Source organism: Halobacillus sp. HZG1, from assembly GCF_035818575.1.
GTDB lineage: Bacteria > Bacillota > Bacilli > Bacillales > Halobacillaceae > Halobacillus > Halobacillus litoralis.
Window position 1 is genome coordinate 19,433 of the sequence record NZ_JAYLVQ010000042.1, and the last position, 22,552, is coordinate 41,984.

Sequence of the window (22,552 nt, forward strand, 5' to 3'; positions counted from 1 at the left end):
CACCCTTATTCTCCTCTTTCCATAAAACATGCACAGGTGATCCCGTAACAATTCCGATACATATTGTATGGTTTTAGGCATATTAATGATAGAATGGTAAAGGTTATCGACCGAAATAAATTTAAATAGAAAGGAAGTTTCATAATTTATGAGTACGAACATGAAGCTTCAGGCGCTTACCCCTTCTTACGATCCATGGGAAGCGTATATGGACGTGGAAGAACACGGAAAAATGACCTTATCGAACATTGAATTTACGACCACAACTCTTTGCAACATGCGTTGTGAGCACTGCGCGGTCGGATATACGTTAGGTGCGAAGGATCCGGAAGCTTTGCCGATGGACTTGCTCCGGAAACGGCTTGATGAAATTCCTCACCTGCGTACACTGAGCATTACGGGCGGAGAGCCGATGATGTCGAAGAAATCGGTGGAAAATTATGTGGTGCCCCTCTTGAAATACGCCCATGAGCGCGGCGTGCGCACGCAAATCAATTCCAACTTGACGCTTCCTTATGAGCGTTACATCCCGATCATTCCTTACTTGGACGTTTTACATATATCCCACAACTGGGGAACGATTGAGGAATTCATTCATACCGGATTCGCCAGGATGGAACGAAAACCATCGGAAGAAAACCGGAAGAAATTTTTTGACCGGATGGTGGAAAATTCGCAGCGGCTTTCTGAAGAAGGGGTCATGGTTTCAGCTGAAACGATGCTGAATCGCCGTACGTTCCCATATCTTGAGTCCATTCACGATCATGTCAAAGAAATGAAGTGTGCCCGCCACGAGATTCACCCGATGTATCCCGTGGATTTCGCCAGCAGTTTAGAGACATTAAGTCTTGAACAAATGCGCGAAGGCATCAATCGTCTTCTTGATCATCGTAATGACGATATGTGGATGTTATTCGGGACGCTGCCCTACTATCCATGCAGCTCTTCCCAAGACGACCTCGATATGCTGAAGCGTCTTTACAGCGAAAAGAATGTGACGGTGAGAAACGATCCAGACGGACGTTCCCGCTTGAACGTGAACATTTTCTCAGGGGATATTATCGTGACAGACTTCGGTGACGAGCCAGGGCTTGGGAACATTCAAGACACCAATCTTTCCGATGCCTATGAGAACTGGCTTTCTACGAATACAGCGAAGAGCTTGAACTGCCATTGTCCGGCCGTGAAATGCCTCGGTCCGAACGTGCTGGTGAAGAACACGTATTATGAAGGTGTCGACTTCCAAAAACGAAAAACGAACATTACGTTGTAAGTCAGAAAGGAGACATCAATGCCTATCGTTACTTACGCAGAAAAAACCATTGCTTATACAGTAGAAAAGCAGGACGTCTCTTTTATTAAAATCTACCTCGATGATTTGAATGGAGTAAAAGTGACCGTCTCCCCTCATAAAGAAGAGGCAAAAATTCAGGCTTTTGTTGAAAAGAAAGCGGACTGGATTTTGGAAAAATGGCAGAAGACGCACGACGATCTATACGCAATCGATGCCCTAACTGCTTCCGATAACGTAAAGATTTCTTACCTTGGCCGCTCCTATCGTCTAAGGACCGACCATCAGGAAGAGGCCCGTTTTGCTTTTCAAAAAGGCACCTTCCATTTCGCTTATCCTGAAAATTGGACGGAAGAAGAAGCGAACGAACAACTCCGAGCAGAAGTGAACCATTGGCTTTTCCGTAAAGCAGGTGAAAAATTCCCGACACTTTCCGAGTGGGAAATAAAGGCGGACGAAGACCATTGGAAGCTTGGAAGAAAAGAAACGGACCACATCCATCTTAACTGGCGACTGATTCAGAGATCCAAACAAAAGATTCAACAGACCATCGAAGATCTGATCCAGGAAAAAACGTGTTAACAAAAAATGCCCAGCAGGCCATCGACCTGCTGGGCATTTTTTATATGAACAAGAGAAGACTCAAAGCCATGACGGCCATACCGGCAACGACTCCATAAATCGATAAATGCGCTTCCCCGTACCTTCTTGATGCAGGAAGCAGTTCATCAAGGGAAATGAATACCATGATCCCTGCCACCCCTGCGAATAAAATACCGAACATCATGTCGTTCAAGAACGGCATCAGTAGAAGATAGGCGAGAATGGCACCGACCGGTTCAGACAAACCACTCAGAAAAGAAAGTTTGAATGCTTTTTTCTTATCTCCTGTCGCATAGTAGACGGGCACAGATACAGCAATACCCTCGGGGATGTTATGAATGGCAATCGCAGCAGCAATGGCTAATCCCAGCGCCGGGTCATTCAAGGCTGCAGTAAACGTCGCGATGCCTTCCGGAAAGTTGTGAATCGCAATCGCCAAAGCTGTGAACGTTCCCATCTTCAATAAATCAGGATCTTTTACGGCTGTGTCCCGTTTCGTCATATCTTCCACTTTTTTCACTTCGTGAGGGTTCCCTGATTTAGGAATGAATTTATCAATCAGTGCGATGACAAGCATACCTCCGAAAAAGGCGCCGACCGTCGTCCACTGCCCTGCCTCGTTCCCCATCGCATCGACGAGTGAATCCTGAGCTTTAAAAAAGATTTCCACCATCGATACATAGATCATAACCCCCGCCGAAAAACCGAGCGCAAGGGAAAGGAACTTCGTGTTCGTCGTCTTTGCGAAAAAAGCGATCAAACTTCCTACACCTGTGGCTAATCCCGCAAGCAAGGTTAGCCCGAAAGCCAATAACAAGTTTTCCATGGTACCTCTCCTTCAATTCGACCATTTTCTCTAAGCATATTGTAACGAAGGTTTTTCCTTAGAGCAACTTTTTTAGTTTCAGTTATATTTTATGAGCCCATAAAATAAGTGCTACACATTATTCTCAACTTTTATATTCATATTTAGAACCTCCCGTGCATAATCTATCCTTTTTTGCCCATAAAAAAACCACCTTCCGGATTGGAAAGTGGCGGATTACGGGAAATATTGAAAATGTGCTTCCACTTTTGCGACCGTTTCAAGTGTACCCGGTTCAATCGGAGTGGTGGCTGCTCCAAGAGCTTCTGCTTTTTGAAAACTTTGGACAGGTGCAACAGGCGCTGTTCCTAATTCCATGATCTTGACAGGGGTCTGATCCAGGTTCAACCCCATCGTATTTGCGATGGTCTGCGCATTGGCAAGCGCGTTTCCGAGAGCGATTCTTAACGCCTCTTGATAATTCTGATAGGGGTCACTCACTGTAAATGCAATACTGGGTATCCGGTTCGCCCCGGCCGTTACCGCTGTATCAATGACATAACCGGTCTGACTCACATCGTCGATGGTGACTTTCAGCGTGTGGGTCACCTGATAGCCACGGAACTCCTGCTTGCCATCGACATAATCATACTCAGGAAAAATAAAGTAGTCCGAGGTTTGAATGTTTTCTTCCGGTATGCCGGCAGCAACCAATTGATTGCGTACGCTTTCCATTATCCGGGCATTATCCTGCTGTGCTTTTTCCAAGTTTTCATCCTGTGTCACGACGCCAATATTTACATTCGCCACATCCGGACGCACCTGCACTTTTCCGACCCCATTGACTTTGAGAAGTCTTCCCTCTCCTTCTCTTGCTATCTGCCTCATACCAGGATAATACATCTCGCATCTCCCCCTTTTACATTTAATGAAGAAGAACGAAGGATTATGTCCTTTCTCGAGATAAGGATTTCTCCCCATACTTTTATTTCCATTTTTTGAATACATAGTAAAAGGGGGGTGGTGTCGATGCATCGTGTATATGAAGAAAGCGTGGAAGAATTTAAATCTTATATTCTCGAGGGTTTACCCATGTACGGACGAAGGAAGCGGATTCTTATTTTAGGGGCGGGTATGTCTGGTCTTGTGGCCGGATCCCTTTTGAAAAGAGCCGGACATGATGTCGTTATTTTAGAAGGGAACGACCGGGTCGGTGGAAGGGTCCATACCATACGCGAACCTTTTTCAAATGGAAACTACATCGATGCCGGCGCCATGAGAATCCCAAAGAATCACCAATACGTCCAAACCTATATCGATCAGTTCGGCCTATCGACCAACTCCTTTATTAACTCTAAACCCAACGACCTTTTTATGATCAATGGTCAAAGGGTGTTCCGTTCGCAATATGAAGAAAACCCTGACCTCTTACAGTTCCATCTCCTCCCGCAAGAACGAGGTAAGACAGCCCAGCAATTGTTTCTGGACGCTGTCCAGCCGTTTCTGGACCTCTATCAGAATAGTTCGGATGAGGAGAAAAAGAAATTGGAGGATCAATTTTCTAATTTTTCCATGGGGGAATATTTGAGAAACAACCCATACGGCCCCTCGATGTCCAGGAATGCTGTACGTATGATCAAAGTGGTGCTTGGGATTGAAGGGTTTCCTGAGTTTTCCTTTCTTGATATTTTAATCGACATTACGTTTCCCATATTCAATGGGCAAACGGAATTCGTTGAAATTCAGGGTGGCAATGACCGGCTTCCTCATGCTTTTCTACCCGAATTGATTGATAATATCTACTTTGAACAAAAAGTGACGAAAATCATCCACAACCATGACCATGTCACTGTCCATACAGAAGACCAGCGTTTTGCCAAACCATCATGCTGGAAGGGTGACTTATTACTGACGACCATTCCTTTCAGCGCTTTTCAGTTCATCGACGTTCTCCCCTTCGGCTGCTTATCTCAGAAGAAGTGGCAGGCGATTCGAGAGGTCATTAACGTACCTGCCGTTAAGATCGGCATCGAATTCAAGACCCGTTTCTGGGAAAGGTATCCGATCGGAAATCTCATTTCTGACTTACCGATTCGTTTTGCTTACCAAGCGAGCCACCACCAGGGCATGCCGGGACCGGGCATTTTACTAGCCAGTTACACGTGGGGACAGAACGCCCTTCTCTTCAACAGTCTCAGTCAGGAAGAAGCAACCAAAGAAGTACTTGAGAATCTCGCTCGTATCTACGGAAACATCGTGTATGAAGAGTACATGCAGAGCGTTGTTTACAATTGGAGCCAAAACCCATTCTCCGCCGGATGCTTCACCTTGTTTACCCCGGGGCAGAGCCGTGATTTGGAAGAAGTGATGCCGCTCCCGGAAGGCCGGATCCACTTCGCTGGTGAACAAACGTCCTCCTACCATGGCTGGATTGAAGGCGCCATCGAATCCGGTATCCGTGCTGCGAAGGAAATGAATGAACTGTGAATGTGTGGGGGTGGTTGTGAGGTGCCATGTGAGGGTGCCGGGTGCCTGGCACTATTACTGGCTGTCGGAGTGCCTGGCACTATTACTGGCTGCCGCGGTGCCTGGCACCATACTGGCTGTCGGAGTGCCTGGCACCACAAAAATCCCCCCAGGTGCCAGACTTTCTGTGCACCATTTCACACAAAAAACCCAAAAAACCCCTCTCCATTTTTCAAAACGGAAAGGGGTTTTTATACTTAGGAAGCTTCTTTTTGTTCGGCACTCAGCTCTTCGCCGGAGCCGCTCCAAATTTTAACGGACTGGTTCTCTTTTTTGACCGGATACACGACTTTGTACTTCTTCATCTGCACTTCCCCATCCACCGTTTCTTCGGCTGTGAGGAAAGCAGTCACCTCCATGTGGTCACCCTTCGGATCGACAACAAGGTTATCCACTTTCACACTGAGGGTGTTGTTGTAGCCGGAACGGAAGTCTTCAAAAGAAATGTCTTCCTGCCAGCTGGCACTGAGTAAAGAATACGCGGTGACGAAATCCCCTTGATTGATGCTGTCATAAAAATACTGCACCATATAACTCGCCTGCTCAGCATCTGTCCCTGTCACGGGAGAGTACACCTCGCCCGTAAGCTCAGGAAATTCCGGAAGCGAGCGCATCGGCGATTCACTCCAGCGCTTCACCATAGGAAGCACATCGGCAACCGGAATGCTGAAGCCGATCGTTTCGTCATTCATTTTGGCAGTATTGATCCCGATGACCTCACCGGTTTCCCTGTCAAGAAGGGGGCCACCGCTGTTTCCCGGGGATATGGGTGCTGAAATCTGATATAAGTTTTTGTAATGGAAAGGCTCGATATCCAGCGTCCGCTCAAGGCCGCTGATTTCCCCGCGCGTAACGGTGTTTTGCAGCCCAAGTGGACTTCCCAGCGCCAGGACTTCATCAAGAAGTTCTGCTGTATTCTCTTCTCTAATTGGCAGTGGGTCTTTTCCTTTCAAACCTGGTACACGAACGACAGCTACATCAATGTCACGGCTGACGCCGATCACATCACCGGGCATTTTTTTCCCATCCGATGTAATGATGTTAACCTTCTCTGTATTTGCAACCACGTGTGCATTCGTTATGATATCTCCCTGATCATTGTATAAAAATCCTGAACCGACCGAACCATCTTCGAGCTCTAACTGCACGACAAGCTTCTGCGATTCAAAAATGATCTCCTGTGTTTCCTTAGGTACTTCTCCCTCTTCGTCATCCTCAGCGGGTGGTTCATTTAAAACAGCCGAAACCGTGACGTCTTTTTGAACGGTATCCATCACGTAGAAAACGCCCGCAATCCCGCCACCAAGAATCAAAAGAGTGGCGAGAAGGCTGATGATCCAAGAGCGTTTCATCTTCCATCCCCCTATTCTACGAGCCACTCCATCTCTGTCATTTCAACGGAGTATTCTCCTTCTTCTAATTCATAATGTACTTTTTCAAAAGTCCCCTGATCACCAGGGTTCATATAGTTCGGGAACACTTTTACAGATTCTGAACGGACGACCTTTCCATCTTTATCGAGGATGTCATATTTGACGGTCACCGTGCTGATGATCTGAGTGGCCACACTTTTCAGTGATCCCTTCACTTTAAAATCACCGAACTCATCTTTCGTTATCGAGAGATCAGCAACTTCCAGTGCCTGTGTCTGGTTGCGCAATTCATCCTGCGCGGCCTGCTGCATGGCACTTTCCAGCCTCTGCTGTTCCGCTTGTTCGAAGGCTGACTTCTCCTGTTGGATTCGTTCCTTCAACTGAATCAGCTTTTCATCATTGGACACATATTGCAACCCTTGATCGATGGTGGCAATCGCTTCTGCATAGCGTTTTTCACCGGCTGCTGCTTCCGCTTTTTTCGTCGACTGGTTCACGATTTTTTCAAAAATTTTATCCCGGACTTTGGAGGCTTCCTCCAGGTTAAGGCCGGATAATGTATTCAATTTCCCTGCCAGTTCATCCACGTTCGTCAACTTTGAAAGCTCCTGATTGACTTCCTTTAATGTCAATCTGGAATCCATTTCATTCATTTTGGGCACAAGGGTGACAAGCAGGCGGCTGTCTTCCTGACGCAAAGCCTCTTGAATGGCCGTAAGCTTCTCATTCGCCTTTTTCAAAGAACCTTCTTCAATCCACTGACCGACTGTCTCCAGTTCCTTATCCCAGGTCAACGCTTCCTGAACAGAGCCGAGTTCCTGCTTGAGAGCCTCGATCTCCGGACGGCGGTCAATCGCTCCGACGAGCAGTTTCTCAGCTTCCCGGTATTCCCCGGCGAGAGCTTCCTGCTCGGCTTCTTTTTTCATCGCAACCACTTCGGAATTCACATCTTTTTGATAGTCATAAACAAAATAAAGGGCTACCCCCATTACGACAAGCATGATGATAGGCGTAATGATTGGCAACCACGATCGTTTAGCCGTGCTATTCTGTTCAGGTGTTCCTATTAAGTTCTTTCCACATTGAGAACAAAAACGGGCACCGTCATCCATCTTATGCTGGCAATGAGGACATTCAGTCATGGTCCCGTCCTCCTTTTCTATCACTTTCATAATTCTGGAATCTCAAAGAATCCTTATCTATTATAGCATGCCATCCGATGGATTAGTAAACGACATAGGTCCCTTTTTTCAAAAAAATTCCCTCATGCAGGATAAGCGCACGGCCCGTTCTTATTTGTCCGCATAAAATGATGTATCTGAAACCCGAGAGGAGGGTCCTCATGTCAAATCGCCCTAATGAAAACAAGCCGAGCAGAAAGCCCTCAAAACCGTGCTGTGGACGCAAACGTAAAGGGACATCACGCTGAAAATAACTGGAGCCGCAGAATAAAAGCGGCTCTTTTTCAAAAAGGTGTCATTTGTCACAGGAATGTAATCTATTTGTAGGTATTTTGTCTTTGTAAGGGTATCCGGCAGTTGTTACAATGGGCTAAGTGAAATATTGAAAGGGGACATGCATAATGAACAAACGTCTACTATCCCTTCTTCTTTTGCCTATGGTCATCTTCGGTCTTACACTTCCGGTAGCTGCCGATGAAGTGGACAAGCCCGCTCAAAATATTGAAACGAAATCGCTCTCTTTAGATAAAAAAACCAAAGATCTCGAACGTTTTCCAGATAAAGAAAAGAAAGCCGTCACAGCATCCACGAAGAAAGATGATGTCAAACGCACCGTTGCTGTGGAAGCAACGGCTTATACGGCCTTTTGTGAAGGATGCAGCGGAGTCACCTACACAGGAATCGACCTTCGTGCCAATCCGGATCAAAAAGTGATCGCCGTCGATCCAAACGTCATCCCTCTAGGATCTAAAGTCCGCGTACCCGGCTATGGCGTAGCTGTCGCTGGTGACATTGGTGGGGACATTGAAGGTCACCGCATCGATCTGTTTATGGCACAGGAAAATGACGCCTTCGACTACGGACGCCGTCAAGTCGAAGTGGAAATTCTGAATTAAACTCTTCCTTTAAGGGAGAGTTTTTTTATTTTTGCAGCAGCATTTTGAAACTTGCTCTTATCGAAATACGTACCTCATAAGAACGACACATACACATCGAGACAGTTTTCCCGTTCAGATCCTATTGAAAGGGGAATGATTCAGAATGAGCATCATCATGTACATCGGCATATTTACCGCTCAAATTATTGGCGTATCACTCGCTGCCATGATTTTTATTTCTACATATTCAAACAGCAGGAAAAAAGGATGGATCATTCTTTCTTTTCTAAGTGCATTACTCGTGTATCAACTCATCCAAGGATTCAATGTCTCTATAGCGATGGGCACGGGCATGGTCATCATTGATCTCTTTGTCATAGCCGCCGCATTCCTGACCCTTAAACAAAAGAACCTCTAAAAAAAGCGCAGCTTCCTTTTCCAGGAAAGCCGCGCTTTTTTTAATCTCTGCTGAACCTTGTTTTCTTCGCACACTTGTCTAAATAAAAACTTTCAACCCCGCTCGTATGAAGCGCGACGCCATCTTCTAAGAACCACCATGTCCCTTTGTCCAGCTGCTTCGTGATGAACTCAGCCGCTTCGCGTTCATTCATATCTTCGCTCAACTCCAGGTCATGCGTCACCACGCGCTTACTATCCAGCAGGAAAATCACGTGCCATTCTTTTTTTGATGCCATGTTAACCACTCCTTTTCCTATATGTAATTTACTATTACTTACCCACCTGCTTTTTAGTTTAATCTTAAAATTAAAACTCATACATCATTTTCAACGGACATAGGTATAGGAGTCTATGCGTTTCCGTCATTTTACGGTGTTTTTGATGATGAAGTTCTGCGGCTTGTTTTATTAGCAGCTTTCACAATTATAGTGGATATATTAGCGACTTCCCTGCATTTATTAGCAGGTCCACCTCCTCCTTCAATAGCAGCTCAACGACTTTAAAAACAACAAAAAAGCCACGCCGTCAGCGTCGCTTTCGATCTCAGTCTTTATGTAGGGGGAGGTGCGCCAGATGTACGCCAAGAAGTTCTTCGATTTGCTTTCCCACAAACAAAGAAAAACCAGCGAGTGACATATGAGCGAGCGACAGGTATAAGACATCCCTCCAATAAGTGTTTTAGGTCGTCCTGTCTACACATTTATTGTACCACTTGTCCACGTTGAACCATGTTAATTCTACGTAAAGACTGAGCTTTGTTCTCTTTGTACAACCATTGTATGCAACATGATTTACAAATAGACGAGTCTCCGTTACAATATCAAAAGTTCAGTTAATACTAAGTAAACAAATCGGATTTAGGAAGAATAAAACATGCAACAACAGACAGCCCAGCAGACGGTTTATGAAAACAACCGTTCCACCGTTATCGCTCCATTAGATCCGGTACAAAAGCCATTCGTATGGATCGGAGCGATTGTATCGCTGCTTTTATTTATAACGATTGTATCTGTCACCACTCTCACACAAGGCGTATTGTTTTTGATCGGCCTTGCTTTCGGACTCGTGCTTCTGCATGCACGGTTCGGCTTCACTTCTGCATTCAGACGGCTGATTTCGGTCGGAAATGTGCAGGGGCTTCAAGCACATATGCTCATGCTCGCTGTTGCGACAACCCTTTTCGCCATCATCCTTGGAACAGGATTCAGTTTCACAGGTAACGCGCCTCAAGGGTATGTGTTCCCTGTCGGCATCAGCGTTGTCTTCGGTTCCTTTATCTTCGGAATCGGCATGCAGCTCGGTTCCGGCTGTGCATCCGGAACACTTTATACTATCGGCGGAGGTAAGTCTTCCATGATCCTCACGCTGCTCGGTTTCATCGGAGGATCCGTACTTGGTGCTTACCACATCGGATTCTGGCGTGAAACGCCTACACTTCCGGCTATTTCATTAGCGGAGTCTACCGGCTTCGGTTATTTCGGTGGCTGGATTCTGCAGCTGGCGATTTTCTTAGGCATCTATGGCATCACGGTTAAAGTGGCTCGGAAAAAGAATCCGCCAAAAATGGCGCCGCTCAAGACGACGACCGGTTTGAAAAAACTTTGGCGTGGCGCGTGGCCGCTGCTTCTTGCTGCCGTGATTCTTGGTGTATTGAATGCGATCACCCTTGCGGTACGCGGCAATCCTTGGGGCATCACTTCCGCCTTCGCACTTTGGGGATCGAAGTTCATCCAGATGTTCGGCGTCGATGTCGCGAGCTGGACGTACTGGTCCAATGATCCGGCACCACTCAATCAAACCGTCCTTGCCGACTCTACAAGTGTGATGAACTTCGGCATCATCCTTGGCGCGTTCATCGCGGCAAGCTTTCAAGGCAACTTCAAACCTGGAAAAATTAAACCAGGCATTGGAGCGGCATCCATCATCGGTGGTGTGCTCATGGGATACGGCGCCCGCCTTGCTTTCGGATGTAACATCGGCGCGTACTTCGGCGGCATCGCTTCCTTCAGCCTGCACGGTTGGGTATGGATGATCATGGCGCTCGCCGGGACCTACCTTGCTTTGTTCCTGCGTCCGATGTTCGGCATGAAAAATCCAAATCCAAAAGACTCGATCTGTTAAAAGGAAACCCTCCAGCCCGGAAGCTGGAGGGTTTTTATCATTTGTTGATATATAGAATATTCAGCCGAAATGCACCTGCATTTCATTGATATATTAGCGATTTAACCGATATATTATAAATTTAGCCGATATATCCGAAATTTAATTGATATCCGTCCAAACCACCCACGCTGTTTCTTTTTCAAAAAATGTGGTATGATAAGAGCAGATAAAGGATACACATAAGAAAAGGACCACAGCTGGCACTGTGGTCCTCCCGGATCAGCGCTTCAGCCAAAGGGCGCAGCCTTAAAATAGACTCACCCGCATTCACGTCAGAATAGGGAGTCTATTTTTTTATGCGTAAAATCGCGACTACTAAGCCGAGAACGGAAACGATGAACGAACTGAACGCGATCATCACCATCAACGATTCATACATACTCAGAGGCATCACCCCCTTTGCTATGGGGTTAGCCGACACCCTATTCAATTGGCCTAAAACGTGATCCACTTTAAATTATACCATGTAGCTCCACGGAAACAGACAGGCTTTTTGGACTATCCATTAAAAAGGGAAGGCACCGACCACGGGCCTTCCCTTCTCTCTTATAACAACTTCCCAACAAACTTACGGCTTCTCGGTCCGTCAAACTCGCAGAAATAAAGCCCCTGCCAAGTCCCGAGTACGAGCTTGCCATCTTCCACAAGCAGTGTCTGAGCATGTCCGACCGTACTCGTCTTCATATGGGCAGCCGTGTTCCCTTCCGCATGGCGATCCTCCGGATGATCCCATGGGTACACTTCACGGAAGCGGTTCAGCATATCTGTTTTCACATCAGGATCGGCATTTTCATTTACCGTGAGACCTGCCGTCGTGTGCATCGATTGTACAACGACAACGCCGTCCTTGACGCCTTCCTCACGGATCCAATCCTGAATCTGACTGGTCACATCGATCATTTGATCGTGGTGATCGGTTTTCACATGGAATGTTTTTAACATAGCATCAACCTCCAATTTCTGAAGCGGCAAACGCTTCTAGTTTTTCATAAATCGCATTTTCTTCTTCAAAAAATTGCTTCTCTGAAACTTCAAAGGTACGGGCTTCCAAGTCGACGTCAACCTCTGCTTGATAGACATTGGTTCCATTCCCGCGCAGTTGGATTGAGAAACGTCCGTCTTGTTTCTCAACGACACAGTTGACGAGGCCACCTTTGTTGATGACTACGATCGGTGTATCCAAATCATTCGGTCCCAGAATTGTCGAGACTAACGATGAAGCGCTCATGGCCGTACCGCACGCGTTCGTCAATCCGACCCCACGTTCGAACGTCCGGACGAAGATTTTATTTCTCTCAAGAACTTGAACATAGCTCACGTTCACGCCATTCGGAAAAACTTCCGGCAACGCGTTCGCTTTTTTCCCAACCGACAGCAGCTCCTCCTGGTCAACGGAATCCATAATGCTTACGATATGAGGGTTCGGAACACTAAGAGCTGTAAACGTACGTTCCTCTGACAATTCTGGAATCTTCATATCAACGGCTTCTTTTCCGTCGAAAATCATCGGCAGGGACTCAACCTCAAAGCTGACCGGCTCAATCATGACAGAGAACGTATCGATCTCCGGGAAGATCTCCTCCACTTGTGAAACGGGAAGGACCGCTTTTTCTGTTTCAATCGCGATTTCCTTTTTGCCGAGTTTCTCAATCATATGTCGCGCGACACAACGAAGGCCGTTGCCGCACATTTCCGCTTCTGTTCCGTCGGAGTTGAACATCCGCATCCGGCCTTCTGCTTTTTCACTCGGCATCACAAACAGTATGCCGTCTGAACCGATCCCGTTTTCACGGTCACATAATAATAACGAGAGTTCCTCGCGCTCTTTTTCTGAAAAGCCAAAGTCGTTTTCAATCTCGTCAATGAGGATGAAATCGTTTCCCGACCCGTGGCATTTGATATATGGAATCTTCATAATAAAACTCTCCCCTGGCGTTCATTTTTTCATTATCATAGCATACATACGCGGAAAAAAAGAAGCGTGTGACCGTTAAGCCGCACGCTTTTTCATCAACCATAAAAAGTAAGGGGCTCCAATCAGGGCAACGAGAATCCCTGATGGAATTTCATTCGGCGCAAGCAGGGTCCGGCTGAACAAATCAGCAACGACCAGCAGCGCACCGCCGATCAGCATCGTGACAGGCAGAAGCTTCTGATTGACGCTTCCGACAAGCAGCCTGGCAAGGTGCGGTGCGATCAGACCGACAAAACCGATCGAACCGACGGCAGCAACACTACAGGCAGCAAGGAGTGTAGCAATCAACGCCATTTGGAAGCGGACGTTCACGACACGAAGTCCGAGCCCTTTCGCTGTATCGTCTCCGAGCGACAGAACATCGAGCGTTTTAATATAAAAAGCAAGCAGTGGAATGAACAACAATACCGGCCAGATCAAGTATTGGAGCAGTTCACTCCACCCTTTGGCATACGTTGTTCCAGAAAGCCACGTCAACGCTGAGGCTACGCTGATATCCGCCTGAACCACCATGATTTGAATGAGCGCAGAACCGAAGGCAGACATCCCGATTCCGAGTAACGCCAGTACCGTCGGTTGGAACTCCGCTTTTGCCCCGAGAGCCATGACAATGATGAAGAAGACCAACGCGCCGGCCATCGCACCGACCGGAATCCAAACGGCTGACACACTGAACCAGTACATCGTCATCAACGCACCAACCCCTGCACCGGAAGTGATCCCGATCACAGAAGGGTCTGCCAGCGGATTTCGTAATACTCCCTGAAAAATGAGACCACTGACTGCGAGAACCGCTCCACTGAACAACGCAACAAGCGCACGCGGCAGTCTCAAGTCTATGATCAAGTTTTGTAAGAAAGTATTCGCTTCCCCGAAAAACGCATTGTAGGTGACCAACGGCTCAAAGCCGTAGTTCCCTGAAGCAAGGCTGACGAGCAGCGTAATCGTGATAAGCGCCAGTAAAAGGGGCAGCAGTTTTTTCATCGAAAGGGTTGCGGAATTCTTCCCGGCCATAATCGCCCCGCTATCCTGACTGCCTGTCTGTTTCATGCGCATGACAAGCCAGATGAGCCATGGCGAACCGACAAGTGCCGTAATGGCTCCGACCGGCAGTTCATTGAAGGATGGATCGATGACGCGAGCGAGAACGTCCGCTAAAAGCAGTACGTTTCCTCCCCATAAAAACGATCCTAAGATAAGTGGCAGGTGGGCACGGTAACCGATCAGTTTGATCAAGTGCGGCGCGACAAGTCCGACGAAGCCGATCGGCCCGACAATACTGACGGTCACACTCGTCAAAAGCACAGCGGCGATGATCGTCACGACTTTAACACGGCGCACATTCTGCCCGAGCGCCGTCGCGACATCGTCCCCGAGGGTAAGCGTGTCAAGTTTGCTGGAATAGATCAGAGACACAATCACTCCCACGATGATCACCGGAAGTGAAAACGTGACGCCGCCCCAGTCGTTTTGGATCAGTGTTCCTGAGCCCCACAAAAACAGCCCCTGCGTTTCATTTTCATAAAAAATCTGCAGGACGGACGTGAGCGCAGAGAATAAGAACGTCACAATCATACCGGCAAGCACCATCCGGACAGGGGTTGCATCCGAACCACCGGATAGAACGTAAACGAACAGGAACGTCAGAATACCGCCGAGAAAAGCGGTCATGATTCCATTACCGACCATAGCGGTAGGCAGGAAAATCGTTGTCACAACGACCGCAAAATACGTGCCGGAATGGATCCCGAGCGTACTTGCAGACGACAACGGGTTTTTCGTAACGGTCTGTAGAATCACACCAGATACGGCCAGCGCCCCACCGGCAATGATCCCCATTACGGCCCGCGGCAGCCTGAGTGTCCGAACCGTATGGTGCTGGAGCGTATCCTGAGGATTGACGATTGATTCAACCACAACCCTTAATGGTATTTCCACATTCCCTTGATTGATATGTATAAATGTTAAAAGACACAACAACGCGGTCCCACCTCCAAAGGTGAGAACCGCAATCATTGTGTTCTTAAGGGTAGAATTCATAACATCCACTCACTTTATTTTTCTTCAAGTGCTGCGTTCACCACTTGTTCAGCTAAGACTTCTGCGGATAGTGGTCCACCGAATGTCCAGGCATCCCCTGGCATTTGATACGTACGATCTTCTTTTACGAACGCAAGGTTTTCCCATACCGGATTACCTGACAGCTGTTTTTCGAAAATGTTGTCTTCTTCCTGAACGATGTAGAAGAAGTTGGAGTCCTGATAGTTTTGCAGCGCTTCGACAGTTGTTTCGGTGTAGCCGTATACTTCAAGCTTTTCAGACTCATAATCGTTCTTCATACCCATGCTGTTCATGATCTGTGCGACCATGGAGTTGTCTGTGAACAAACGAAGCGTCGGCGTGTCCTGCATCGTGAACGCTTGAGTGATCACATAGTTCATGCCATCTTTCCCTGCTTCTTCAAGGCGGGCCTGCTGCTCTTTGAATGTCTTCTCCATATCAGAAAGGACTTGTTTAGCTTTGTCCTTTTTATCGACGATTTTAGCCATCGTATTGAACTCTTCTTTCATATTCTTGAACTGATCCTGAGCCGCTTCTTCAGAGTATGGGGCGAACATCACTGTTGGTGCGATGCTTTCCAAATCCTCTTTGATCGCATTGTGGCGGAAATCAACACCAATGATCAAATCAGGATTCAAACGGGAGATTGCTTCCAAGTTCGGCTCCTGACGCGTCCCTACATCTTCCACATCTTCGCTGAATGGAATTCCAACGTTGACCCAGTCGCCATATTGGTCAAGACCGGCAACGCCGACAGGCTCCATACCAAGCGCCTGAAGGTTTTCCGCATAGGTCCACTCTAGAACAACGACTTTCTTAGGTGTTCCTTCAATCGTCTGCTCTCCGTTCGCGTCTTCAATCGTAACCGAACGCGTTTCCTCTTCTGTTGTTTCTTCTTCCTGATCTTCTGTTCCTTCGCTATCTGATCCTTCCTCAGAACCGCCTCCGCAGGCAGCAAGAAGGACTAGCCCAAGCATGAGGGCAAACAACCAAAACTTCTTCATAATCGACATCCTTTCACACGTTTCTATTATGTAGAATCCTTGATCAATCGCTTCATCTTTATACCCTTTTATAAAATTTCAACGAATGATAAAGATTCTCATTATCATCACAATCATTATCCTACCCTAGACACAAATTTCTGTCAATGAAAACTTTTCTCAATTACAAATTGGCCGATCGTTAAGTAGCTATGTTAGTGGATGAGGTCGTTACTCTCACCCTTAAACTATCCTTTATAAGACGTATCCATTTCTTCCAACCAGTCATAAAAAATCAATCCTCTTCTCTCTTCAAAACCTTCCTTCCTCACCAGCTGTTTAAACACTTCCATTAGTCCTCCATAAAAATAGCGCAGCAATTCTGTACGTACCATCCCTTTTTTATAAGCAAAAACCGCCTGCCTGAACGTCTCATTGATCTTATCCATATAGTGCTCGACCGGGTGCTGCAGCTTCCATTGTTTATACGCACTCTGAACCGTCCGCCAAGCTGGTAACACCTGCTCCACACCTACAAATGGCAGAGAGGTATCAATAAAAGAGGCTGGAATGAAAGAAGGCAGAAACGAAGCATCAAACGGTACAACTTTACTAATAGAAGATTTTCTCTGTTTTTTCTCTGTTTCAGGTGTGGATTTGGCTGCTTGAGGGTTGTCCAGTCGAGGGGTTTCCGTTTTTTGTGGGGTGTCAGGAAGGGTGTCATGAGGGGTGTCATCCGTGGGTAAAAAAAGATCCGGCTGCGGGAGGAACACAAGCAAGTTGCCACCCTGCCGTCCGTTCGTTTTTTTCGTTACGACTTTTTCAATCAGTTTCTCGGTCACGAGGCATCTTAAAGAACGAACCACGGTACTCTCGCTCAAACCCGTCCCTTTTACAATCGTGGCTCTTTTCGGAAAAGCAACACCGGGAAACTTGACGGCATGACGCCAGATGAACGTCAGTACCTTGATTGTCCCCTCTGACAAAGCTGCTTTTCTTTTATATAAAAAACTGCGCACATGCAGGTCGAGCTCTTTTTTATCTTTGAAGCGCTGATGGTCCTTTAAGCTGTTCCAATCCATATTTCTTCCACTCCTATTTTACAGTCTCAAACTATAATCGATAGAAGTGACAGTTTGGTGTCTAAAAAAATGAACATTTTCATAAAATTTAGAGTTCAGACACTTTGGATGGGCTTTAGGTCACTATCAAGCTGCGTTAAGTCACTTTACATTAGCGTTAGGTCACTTTCCCGCGACGTTAAGTCACTTTAACTGCCTGCTCGGTCACTTTCACACAGAACGACCCATCCGAAACCTCCAAAAAACCTGTTTAAACAGGCCCCAAAACGGTAATTCTAAAATTGTCGGCCCAATTTATGAACATTTTGTGTCCAAAGTGCGAATTTTTTGTTACAATAATATCAAAGAAAACGTTTACATTAAGGAAACATCAATAAGGAGATGATTTTCATGGGTGCGATCGTAATGTTCTTGATTTTGGCGACAGTGGCTCCATTTCTATTCTTACAAGCGAAAAAGATGGCTTTCGCCGTCGCGCAATCGATTCTGCTCATCGGCATGTGGCTGTATTTCTTCCAGGTGACGATGTATTCAGATCCAGGAGTATTCTCCATCACATGGTCGATGTTCTACCTCGGTTTAATCGGCGCGCACGTCGCCTGGGTGATGTTCATCGTGTCTACGGTGAAATCCGGCCCTGGTTACAAAGAAAGTTTATCCAAAGAAAAAGAAACGCTCCTTTCCTGATTCCAGGAAAGAAGCGTTTCTTTTTTTTAATCTCTCGGTTGCAGCTTGTACAGTTGGATCATCGCCTGTACGAAACTGAAGCCTGTCAGAATATATAAAACGAATTTAGGGTCATAGGAGGAATAAAGCGCTCCACCCAATGAAAAAGCCGTCAGCAGTATGCAAAGAACGAATCCAACTAAATCTTTCCACGGCCATCCGGCCTCCATCGGCATGTTTTGTTTTTGTTCCATCCTAATAACCCCCGTTTGTTTTAATGACCGCTATGGTCTTCTGAATGCTGTTCTTCGTGCTGTTGGTTCTCGCCCATATCTCCGTGGTCTCCATGGTCATGCCCGAAGGACATAACGAACAGGGAGCCTGCGACAAGGATACCAGCGAGTGCGAAGCCGTGGAACATCATGTTCCATGGCACATGTCCATTTCCGCTTGATGCTTCTGTGACGTGCATGAACATGAACAATTGAACGCCCGCCTGCAAAAGAGCCAGAATCATAATGCCGATGATGACCCATGTGACAGGCAGATCAGATTGAATCGCTGCCCAGGCGGCGACCAGCGTCATGACGAGTGACAAGATGAATCCAATAACGTGATTCATCGGTACGCGTTTTTTAGAATCGGCCATATTAAATCACCATCCCAATCAGATAGACACTCGTGAAGATGAAGATCCAAATGACATCAAGGAAGTGCCAGTATAAGCTGATGATAAAGAATTTACGGCTTGTGACGTTCGTCAGTCCACGCTGCTTGATTTGGATCAAGAGCAGAATCGCCCAGCCGATACCAAGGGTAACGTGCAGCCCGTGTGTTCCAGCAAGGATAAAGAATGCTGACCAGAAAGCACTGGACTGGATCGTTGCTCCTTCATGCGTATAGTGAACGAATTCGTAAATCTCAAAGCCAAGGAATCCAAGACCAAGAGCTAACGTAATGACCATCCAGAGGATCAGTCCCTTGACCGATCCCCTTCTCATTTCATGAATCGCAAGTCCACATGTGAAACTACTCGTCAATAGCAGGAAGGTCATGACAAGAACGATGCCCGGTTCGAACAATTCACTTGGCAGCGGGGCATCGGCCGTACGACCGAACAGCACCGCATACGTTGCGAAAAGAGTAGCGAAGAGGACGACTTCGGCTCCAAGGAAAATCCAGAAGCCCATGATGCCCATTTGACCTTCTTGGGTGCGATATTCTAAAGGACCTGTTTTCAGTTCTTCCGCAGCCATATCATAACCCCCTCGCTTTTTTCTCTGTGCGTTTGATTTCTTCAACCGGTACATAATAACCGTCGTCGTAATCGAAGGAACGGCGGATCATCATGAATACGGCACCGATCAATCCGAAGACCGCGACATACATCCATTCGAAGACGAGACCGAAGCTGGCAAGTCCAAGCAGTGCCATCATGATGAACGGTTGTGCTGTGTAACTTGGCATGTGGATCGGCTTCACTTTGTCTTCCTCAAACGTCGTCTTGCCTTCTTCTTTCATACGGATATATGGATCGATTTCGTCCACATATGGAACCGTTGCAAAGTTGTAATAAGGTACTGGTGTCGTTGTCGCCCATTCAAGCGTACGACCGTTTCCATTCCAGGAGTCGCCAGTTGTTTCGCGCTCACTGTAACGGTAGCTGTAATAGACGTTGTAAACGAACACGATGAAACCAAGTCCCATTCCAAAGGCACCGACAGTTGAGATGACGTTCAATGGAAGCCACTCGGCGACGTTCGTGATGAACAAACGACGCGGCATGCCGTCAAGTCCCAGGAAGTACTGCGGGAAGAAGCAGACATGGAAGCCAAAGAAGAACAACCAGAATGCCCATTTACCCAAACGCTCGTTCATCTTGTGACCGAACATTTTCGGATACCAGAACACAAGACCTGCGAAGCAGGCGAAGACAGTACCTGCGATCAGCACATAGTGGAAGTGCGCGATCAGGAAGTACGAGTTGTGGAACTGATAGTCCGCTGCCGCCATACCGAGCATGACACCTGTGACACCACCAAGGATGAAACTTGGAATGAAGGCCAGGGACCAAAGCATCGGTACGGTGAACTCGATTTTCGATTTATATAAGGTCGCAAGCCAGTTGAAGATCTTCACTCCGGTCGGTACGGCGATCAACATCGTCGATATGGAGAAGACGGAGTTGACGAAGGCGCCGGCACCCATCGTGAAGAAGTGGTGGACCCATACTAAGAAACTAAGCAATGCGATGACGATCATTGACCAAACCATCACATTGTAGCCGAACAGACGTTTTTTCGCGAATGTGGCGATGACTTCGGAGAAAATACCGAAGGCAGGAAGAATAACGATGTACACTTCCGGGTGTCCCCACATCCAGAACAGGTTCGCCCACATCATCGGCAGGCCTTCCCCTGTCAAAGTAAAGAATTGTGCACCGAATACACGGTCAATCGTAAGTAGTGCAAGAGCTACTGTCAAAATCGGGAACGCGAACACGATGATGAAACAGGTCACCAATGTCGACCATGTGAAGATCGGCATATGGAAAAGCTTCATGCCAGGAGCACGCATTTTCAAAATCGTGACCATCAGGTTGATCCCTGTAGCAAGGGTACCAATTCCTGATAGCTGCAGTCCCATGAGGTAGAAGTTTTGTCCAGGTCCAGGGCTCATCGCTGCACCGGAAAGCGGCGTGTAACTTGTCCACCCGGCATCCGGAGAACCTCCGATGACGAAGGAGATGTTGAAGAGCGCCATTCCGAAGAAGAAGGACCAGAAACTTAAGGCGTTCAAATATGGAAACGCGAAGTCACGCGCTCCGATCTGAAGTGGAACGATAATGTTCATGAGTCCGATCAAGAACGGCATCGCCATGAAAATGATCATGATCGTTCCGTGCGTTGTGAAAATTTCGTTATAGTGCTGGGAGTTCAAGAAACCCAAATCAGGAAATGCCAGCTGCACCCTCATCATCATGGCGTCTACGCCACCACGGAATAACATGAGAAGGGCACTTAAAATATACATGACACCGATTTTCTTGTGGTCAACGGTCGTCAACCATTCGCTCCATAGCCATTTCCATTTTTTGAAATACGTCAGAATGAAAAGGAGGGCGATCCCTACTAGAGCCATCGATACCATGGCACCATAGATGATCGGTTCACCGGTGACTAGAATATCTGTAATGTGCATGTCTTCACCTGCTTTCTTTACGTTCTATTGGAAGCTCTCTTGTTTTTCAATTTCATATAAATGAAGCTTCTCTTTGAATTGTTCACGGTACTTATCGACGACGTACCCCATATCCTCTCTCGTATGGTGCTTCACATAATCCAGATGTGTGTTGGAATAGGATTGTACGTCGGTCATGCCAGGTGCCAGCAGCTCATCATAACGTTCTGCTGTCAGCTCTGGTGCTTCGTTTTTGATTTCCTCTGCCCATGTATTGAATTCTTCTTCGCTCTCGGCATAAACCTTGAACGTTTGAGCAGCAAAACCTTCCCCATTGAAGTTGGAGTTACGTCCATCGTAGACCCCTTCTTCATCGGCCTCTAGATACAATGTCGTCATCATACCGGCCATGTTGTACTTTTGACCGCCGAGTGCCGGAATCCATAGTGCTGACATCGAATCTGCGGATGACAGTCTGAATTCGATTGGACGATCGGTCGGGATGTGTAAGTAGTTCACGGTTTCAATATCCTGCTCCGGATAACTGAAGAACCATTTCCAATCCGCGGTTGTCGCATAAACAACGAGCGGCTCTTTCACCTCTTCACCAGCTTCGGGCTCGGGAGGCTTTTCCAAATCGAACAGCGTCGTAACCGTCGGTATGGATAATAGGACAACAATAATAATAGGAATAATCGTCCAGATGACCTCGATCGTCGTATTTCCATGGAGATTCGGGTCATAGTCACTTTCTTTACGTCCCGGTCGGTTCTCTCGGTACTTGATGAGCATGTAGGCAAATAGAGCAAACACAACAACAATGATTCCAAGCATGAACCAAAGGGAGTATACAATCAGGTCATATTGACTTTGAGCGACCGGCCCTTTGGGATCGAGCACAGTCATTTCCAACTGCCCGCACCCGCTTAAGAAAAGAATCAAGCCGAGCGGCAGCAAACCTAACCATCTATTGCGGAGATGTTTAGCTTTCATGAATCTTAACCCTCCTATCAATCTGTTAAATTATAAGTATAAAACTCGGAAACTAGGAGCTGTTATACGTATCAGGGCTTGACTGATTATATCAGATTTTGCGGAATTTGAAGTACAAGTTCACAACTTTGTCATACATCGTTCACGAACTTTTAATAAATCCGCCACATGATAGACGCTTTCAAGGAAATTACTAACAATTTAATAAAAATAAGGATGTGTGTTCAGGAAGGGGTTGGAATTTTTTAACGTCGAATAAACAAGAACAACCGGGGATGGTGCGCTCTCCCATCTCCGTTCCCTTCCAGCAGGTGAAACAAAACCTTTTCCATA

General features: G+C 46.9%; 25 protein-coding genes. 8 read left to right on the forward strand and 17 right to left on the reverse strand.

Annotation, left to right across the window (positions count from 1 at the left end; genetic code table 11):
- Positions 1-148: 148 nt before the first annotated feature.
- Both yfkAB and VKA52_RS06245 read left to right on the forward strand, forming a co-directional pair.
- Positions 149-1,273: a radical SAM/CxCxxxxC motif protein YfkAB gene (yfkAB, locus tag VKA52_RS06240; RefSeq protein WP_326314588.1), complete on the forward strand. Its 1,125-nt coding sequence runs from the start codon at positions 149-151 to the stop codon at positions 1,271-1,273.
- Between the two features lie 18 nt (positions 1,274-1,291).
- On the forward strand, positions 1,292-1,873 hold the full coding sequence (locus tag VKA52_RS06245; RefSeq protein ID WP_326314589.1) for a YgjP-like metallopeptidase domain-containing protein: 582 nt from the start codon (positions 1,292-1,294) through the stop codon (positions 1,871-1,873).
- Between the two features lie 40 nt (positions 1,874-1,913).
- On the opposite strand, the gene zupT is transcribed toward VKA52_RS06245, so the two are convergent.
- Together zupT and VKA52_RS06255 are read right to left on the reverse strand one after the other, a co-directional pair.
- On the reverse strand, positions 1,914-2,720 hold the full coding sequence (gene zupT, locus VKA52_RS06250; protein ID WP_160912650.1) for a zinc transporter ZupT: 807 nt from the start codon (positions 2,718-2,720) through the stop codon (positions 1,914-1,916).
- A gap of 216 nt (positions 2,721-2,936) precedes the next feature.
- A complete protein-coding gene (locus VKA52_RS06255; protein WP_326314590.1) occupies positions 2,937-3,602 on the reverse strand; it encodes an SIMPL domain-containing protein in 666 nt (221 codons plus the stop codon).
- Positions 3,603-3,728: 126 nt separating this feature from the next.
- Between VKA52_RS06255 and VKA52_RS06260 the strand changes: the two genes are divergently transcribed.
- Positions 3,729-5,186, forward strand: coding sequence for a flavin monoamine oxidase family protein (locus tag VKA52_RS06260; RefSeq protein WP_326314592.1), 1,458 nt, complete (start codon positions 3,729-3,731; stop codon positions 5,184-5,186).
- A 54-nt stretch (positions 5,187-5,240) separates the two neighbouring features.
- Here the strand turns inward: VKA52_RS06260 and VKA52_RS06265 are convergent, their stop codons facing one another.
- Genes VKA52_RS06265 through VKA52_RS06275 form a run of 3 tightly spaced genes read right to left on the reverse strand, consistent with a single transcriptional unit; the run spans position 5,241 to position 7,740 of the window.
- Positions 5,241-5,366 carry a hypothetical protein gene (locus tag VKA52_RS06265; protein ID WP_326314593.1) on the reverse strand — a complete coding sequence of 42 codons (126 nt, stop codon included), beginning with the start codon at positions 5,364-5,366 and terminating at the stop codon, positions 5,241-5,243.
- 56 nt (positions 5,367-5,422) lie between these two features.
- On the reverse strand, positions 5,423-6,577 hold the full coding sequence (locus tag VKA52_RS06270; RefSeq protein WP_326314594.1) for a S1C family serine protease: 1,155 nt from the start codon (positions 6,575-6,577) through the stop codon (positions 5,423-5,425).
- Positions 6,578-6,588: 11 nt separating this feature from the next.
- Complete coding sequence (locus VKA52_RS06275; RefSeq protein ID WP_326314595.1) at positions 6,589-7,740, reverse strand: zinc-ribbon domain-containing protein; 1,152 nt, start codon at positions 7,738-7,740, stop codon at positions 6,589-6,591.
- A gap of 216 nt (positions 7,741-7,956) precedes the next feature.
- Between VKA52_RS06275 and VKA52_RS06280 the strand changes: the two genes are divergently transcribed.
- The 3 genes from VKA52_RS06280 (at position 7,957) to VKA52_RS06290 (ending at position 9,075) form a co-directional block, all read left to right on the forward strand.
- Positions 7,957-8,106, forward strand: a complete 150-nt coding sequence (locus VKA52_RS06280; RefSeq protein ID WP_326314596.1) for a hypothetical protein — start codon at positions 7,957-7,959, stop codon at positions 8,104-8,106.
- Between the two features lie 74 nt (positions 8,107-8,180).
- Positions 8,181-8,675, forward strand: coding sequence for a 3D domain-containing protein (locus tag VKA52_RS20765; RefSeq protein ID WP_160912641.1), 495 nt, complete (start codon positions 8,181-8,183; stop codon positions 8,673-8,675).
- A 145-nt stretch (positions 8,676-8,820) separates the two neighbouring features.
- On the forward strand, positions 8,821-9,075 hold the full coding sequence (locus VKA52_RS06290) for a hypothetical protein (protein WP_326314597.1): 255 nt from the start codon (positions 8,821-8,823) through the stop codon (positions 9,073-9,075).
- Positions 9,076-9,115: 40 nt separating this feature from the next.
- Here VKA52_RS06290 and VKA52_RS06295 read toward each other — a convergent pair whose 3' ends face one another.
- The gene (locus VKA52_RS06295; protein ID WP_206946225.1) at positions 9,116-9,352 is read right to left on the reverse strand and encodes a hypothetical protein; all 237 of its coding nucleotides are present in this window, start codon (positions 9,350-9,352) and stop codon (positions 9,116-9,118) included.
- Positions 9,353-9,989: 637 nt separating this feature from the next.
- Between VKA52_RS06295 and VKA52_RS06300 the strand changes: the two genes are divergently transcribed.
- The gene (locus VKA52_RS06300; protein ID WP_326314599.1) at positions 9,990-11,237 is read left to right on the forward strand and encodes a YeeE/YedE family protein; all 1,248 of its coding nucleotides are present in this window, start codon (positions 9,990-9,992) and stop codon (positions 11,235-11,237) included.
- Positions 11,238-11,565: 328 nt separating this feature from the next.
- Here VKA52_RS06300 and VKA52_RS20770 read toward each other — a convergent pair whose 3' ends face one another.
- The 6 genes from VKA52_RS20770 to VKA52_RS06330 all read right to left on the reverse strand — a co-directional run bounded on the left by VKA52_RS20770 (position 11,566) and on the right by VKA52_RS06330 (position 17,380).
- Positions 11,566-11,670, reverse strand: a complete 105-nt coding sequence (locus VKA52_RS20770; protein ID WP_146813494.1) for a putative holin-like toxin — start codon at positions 11,668-11,670, stop codon at positions 11,566-11,568.
- 155 nt (positions 11,671-11,825) lie between these two features.
- Complete coding sequence (locus VKA52_RS06310; RefSeq protein WP_326314603.1) at positions 11,826-12,221, reverse strand: secondary thiamine-phosphate synthase enzyme YjbQ; 396 nt, start codon at positions 12,219-12,221, stop codon at positions 11,826-11,828.
- A gap of 4 nt (positions 12,222-12,225) precedes the next feature.
- Positions 12,226-13,194, reverse strand: a complete 969-nt coding sequence (dapF, locus tag VKA52_RS06315) for a diaminopimelate epimerase (protein WP_326314604.1) — start codon at positions 13,192-13,194, stop codon at positions 12,226-12,228.
- A 75-nt stretch (positions 13,195-13,269) separates the two neighbouring features.
- Positions 13,270-15,294 carry an iron ABC transporter permease gene (locus VKA52_RS06320; protein WP_326314605.1) on the reverse strand — a complete coding sequence of 675 codons (2,025 nt, stop codon included), beginning with the start codon at positions 15,292-15,294 and terminating at the stop codon, positions 13,270-13,272.
- Between the two features lie 14 nt (positions 15,295-15,308).
- Positions 15,309-16,319: an ABC transporter substrate-binding protein gene (locus VKA52_RS06325; protein ID WP_326314606.1), complete on the reverse strand. Its 1,011-nt coding sequence runs from the start codon at positions 16,317-16,319 to the stop codon at positions 15,309-15,311.
- Positions 16,320-16,546: 227 nt separating this feature from the next.
- Entirely contained in the window at positions 16,547-17,380 is an 834-nt protein-coding gene (locus VKA52_RS06330) for a helix-turn-helix domain-containing protein (protein ID WP_326314608.1), read from the reverse strand.
- Positions 17,381-17,770: 390 nt separating this feature from the next.
- Here VKA52_RS06330 and VKA52_RS06335 point away from each other — a divergent pair, with 390 nt between their 5' ends.
- The gene (locus VKA52_RS06335) at positions 17,771-18,067 is read left to right on the forward strand and encodes a hypothetical protein (RefSeq protein ID WP_160912626.1); all 297 of its coding nucleotides are present in this window, start codon (positions 17,771-17,773) and stop codon (positions 18,065-18,067) included.
- A gap of 26 nt (positions 18,068-18,093) precedes the next feature.
- Here the strand turns inward: VKA52_RS06335 and VKA52_RS06340 are convergent, their stop codons facing one another.
- From VKA52_RS06340 to qoxA, 5 genes are read right to left on the reverse strand one after another with little or no spacing between them, the layout of a single operon-like run.
- The gene (locus tag VKA52_RS06340; protein ID WP_146813506.1) at positions 18,094-18,300 is read right to left on the reverse strand and encodes a hypothetical protein; all 207 of its coding nucleotides are present in this window, start codon (positions 18,298-18,300) and stop codon (positions 18,094-18,096) included.
- 20 nt (positions 18,301-18,320) lie between these two features.
- A complete protein-coding gene (gene qoxD, locus VKA52_RS06345) occupies positions 18,321-18,695 on the reverse strand; it encodes a cytochrome aa3 quinol oxidase subunit IV (RefSeq protein WP_146813508.1) in 375 nt (124 codons plus the stop codon).
- A gap of 1 nt (position 18,696) precedes the next feature.
- Entirely contained in the window at positions 18,697-19,302 is a 606-nt protein-coding gene (qoxC, locus tag VKA52_RS06350) for a cytochrome aa3 quinol oxidase subunit III (RefSeq protein WP_160912622.1), read from the reverse strand.
- A 1-nt stretch (position 19,303) separates the two neighbouring features.
- Complete coding sequence (qoxB, locus tag VKA52_RS06355; RefSeq protein ID WP_326314610.1) at positions 19,304-21,247, reverse strand: cytochrome aa3 quinol oxidase subunit I; 1,944 nt, start codon at positions 21,245-21,247, stop codon at positions 19,304-19,306.
- A 24-nt stretch (positions 21,248-21,271) separates the two neighbouring features.
- The gene (gene qoxA / locus VKA52_RS06360) at positions 21,272-22,219 is read right to left on the reverse strand and encodes a cytochrome aa3 quinol oxidase subunit II (RefSeq protein WP_160912618.1); all 948 of its coding nucleotides are present in this window, start codon (positions 22,217-22,219) and stop codon (positions 21,272-21,274) included.
- Positions 22,220-22,552: the final 333 nt, after the last annotated feature.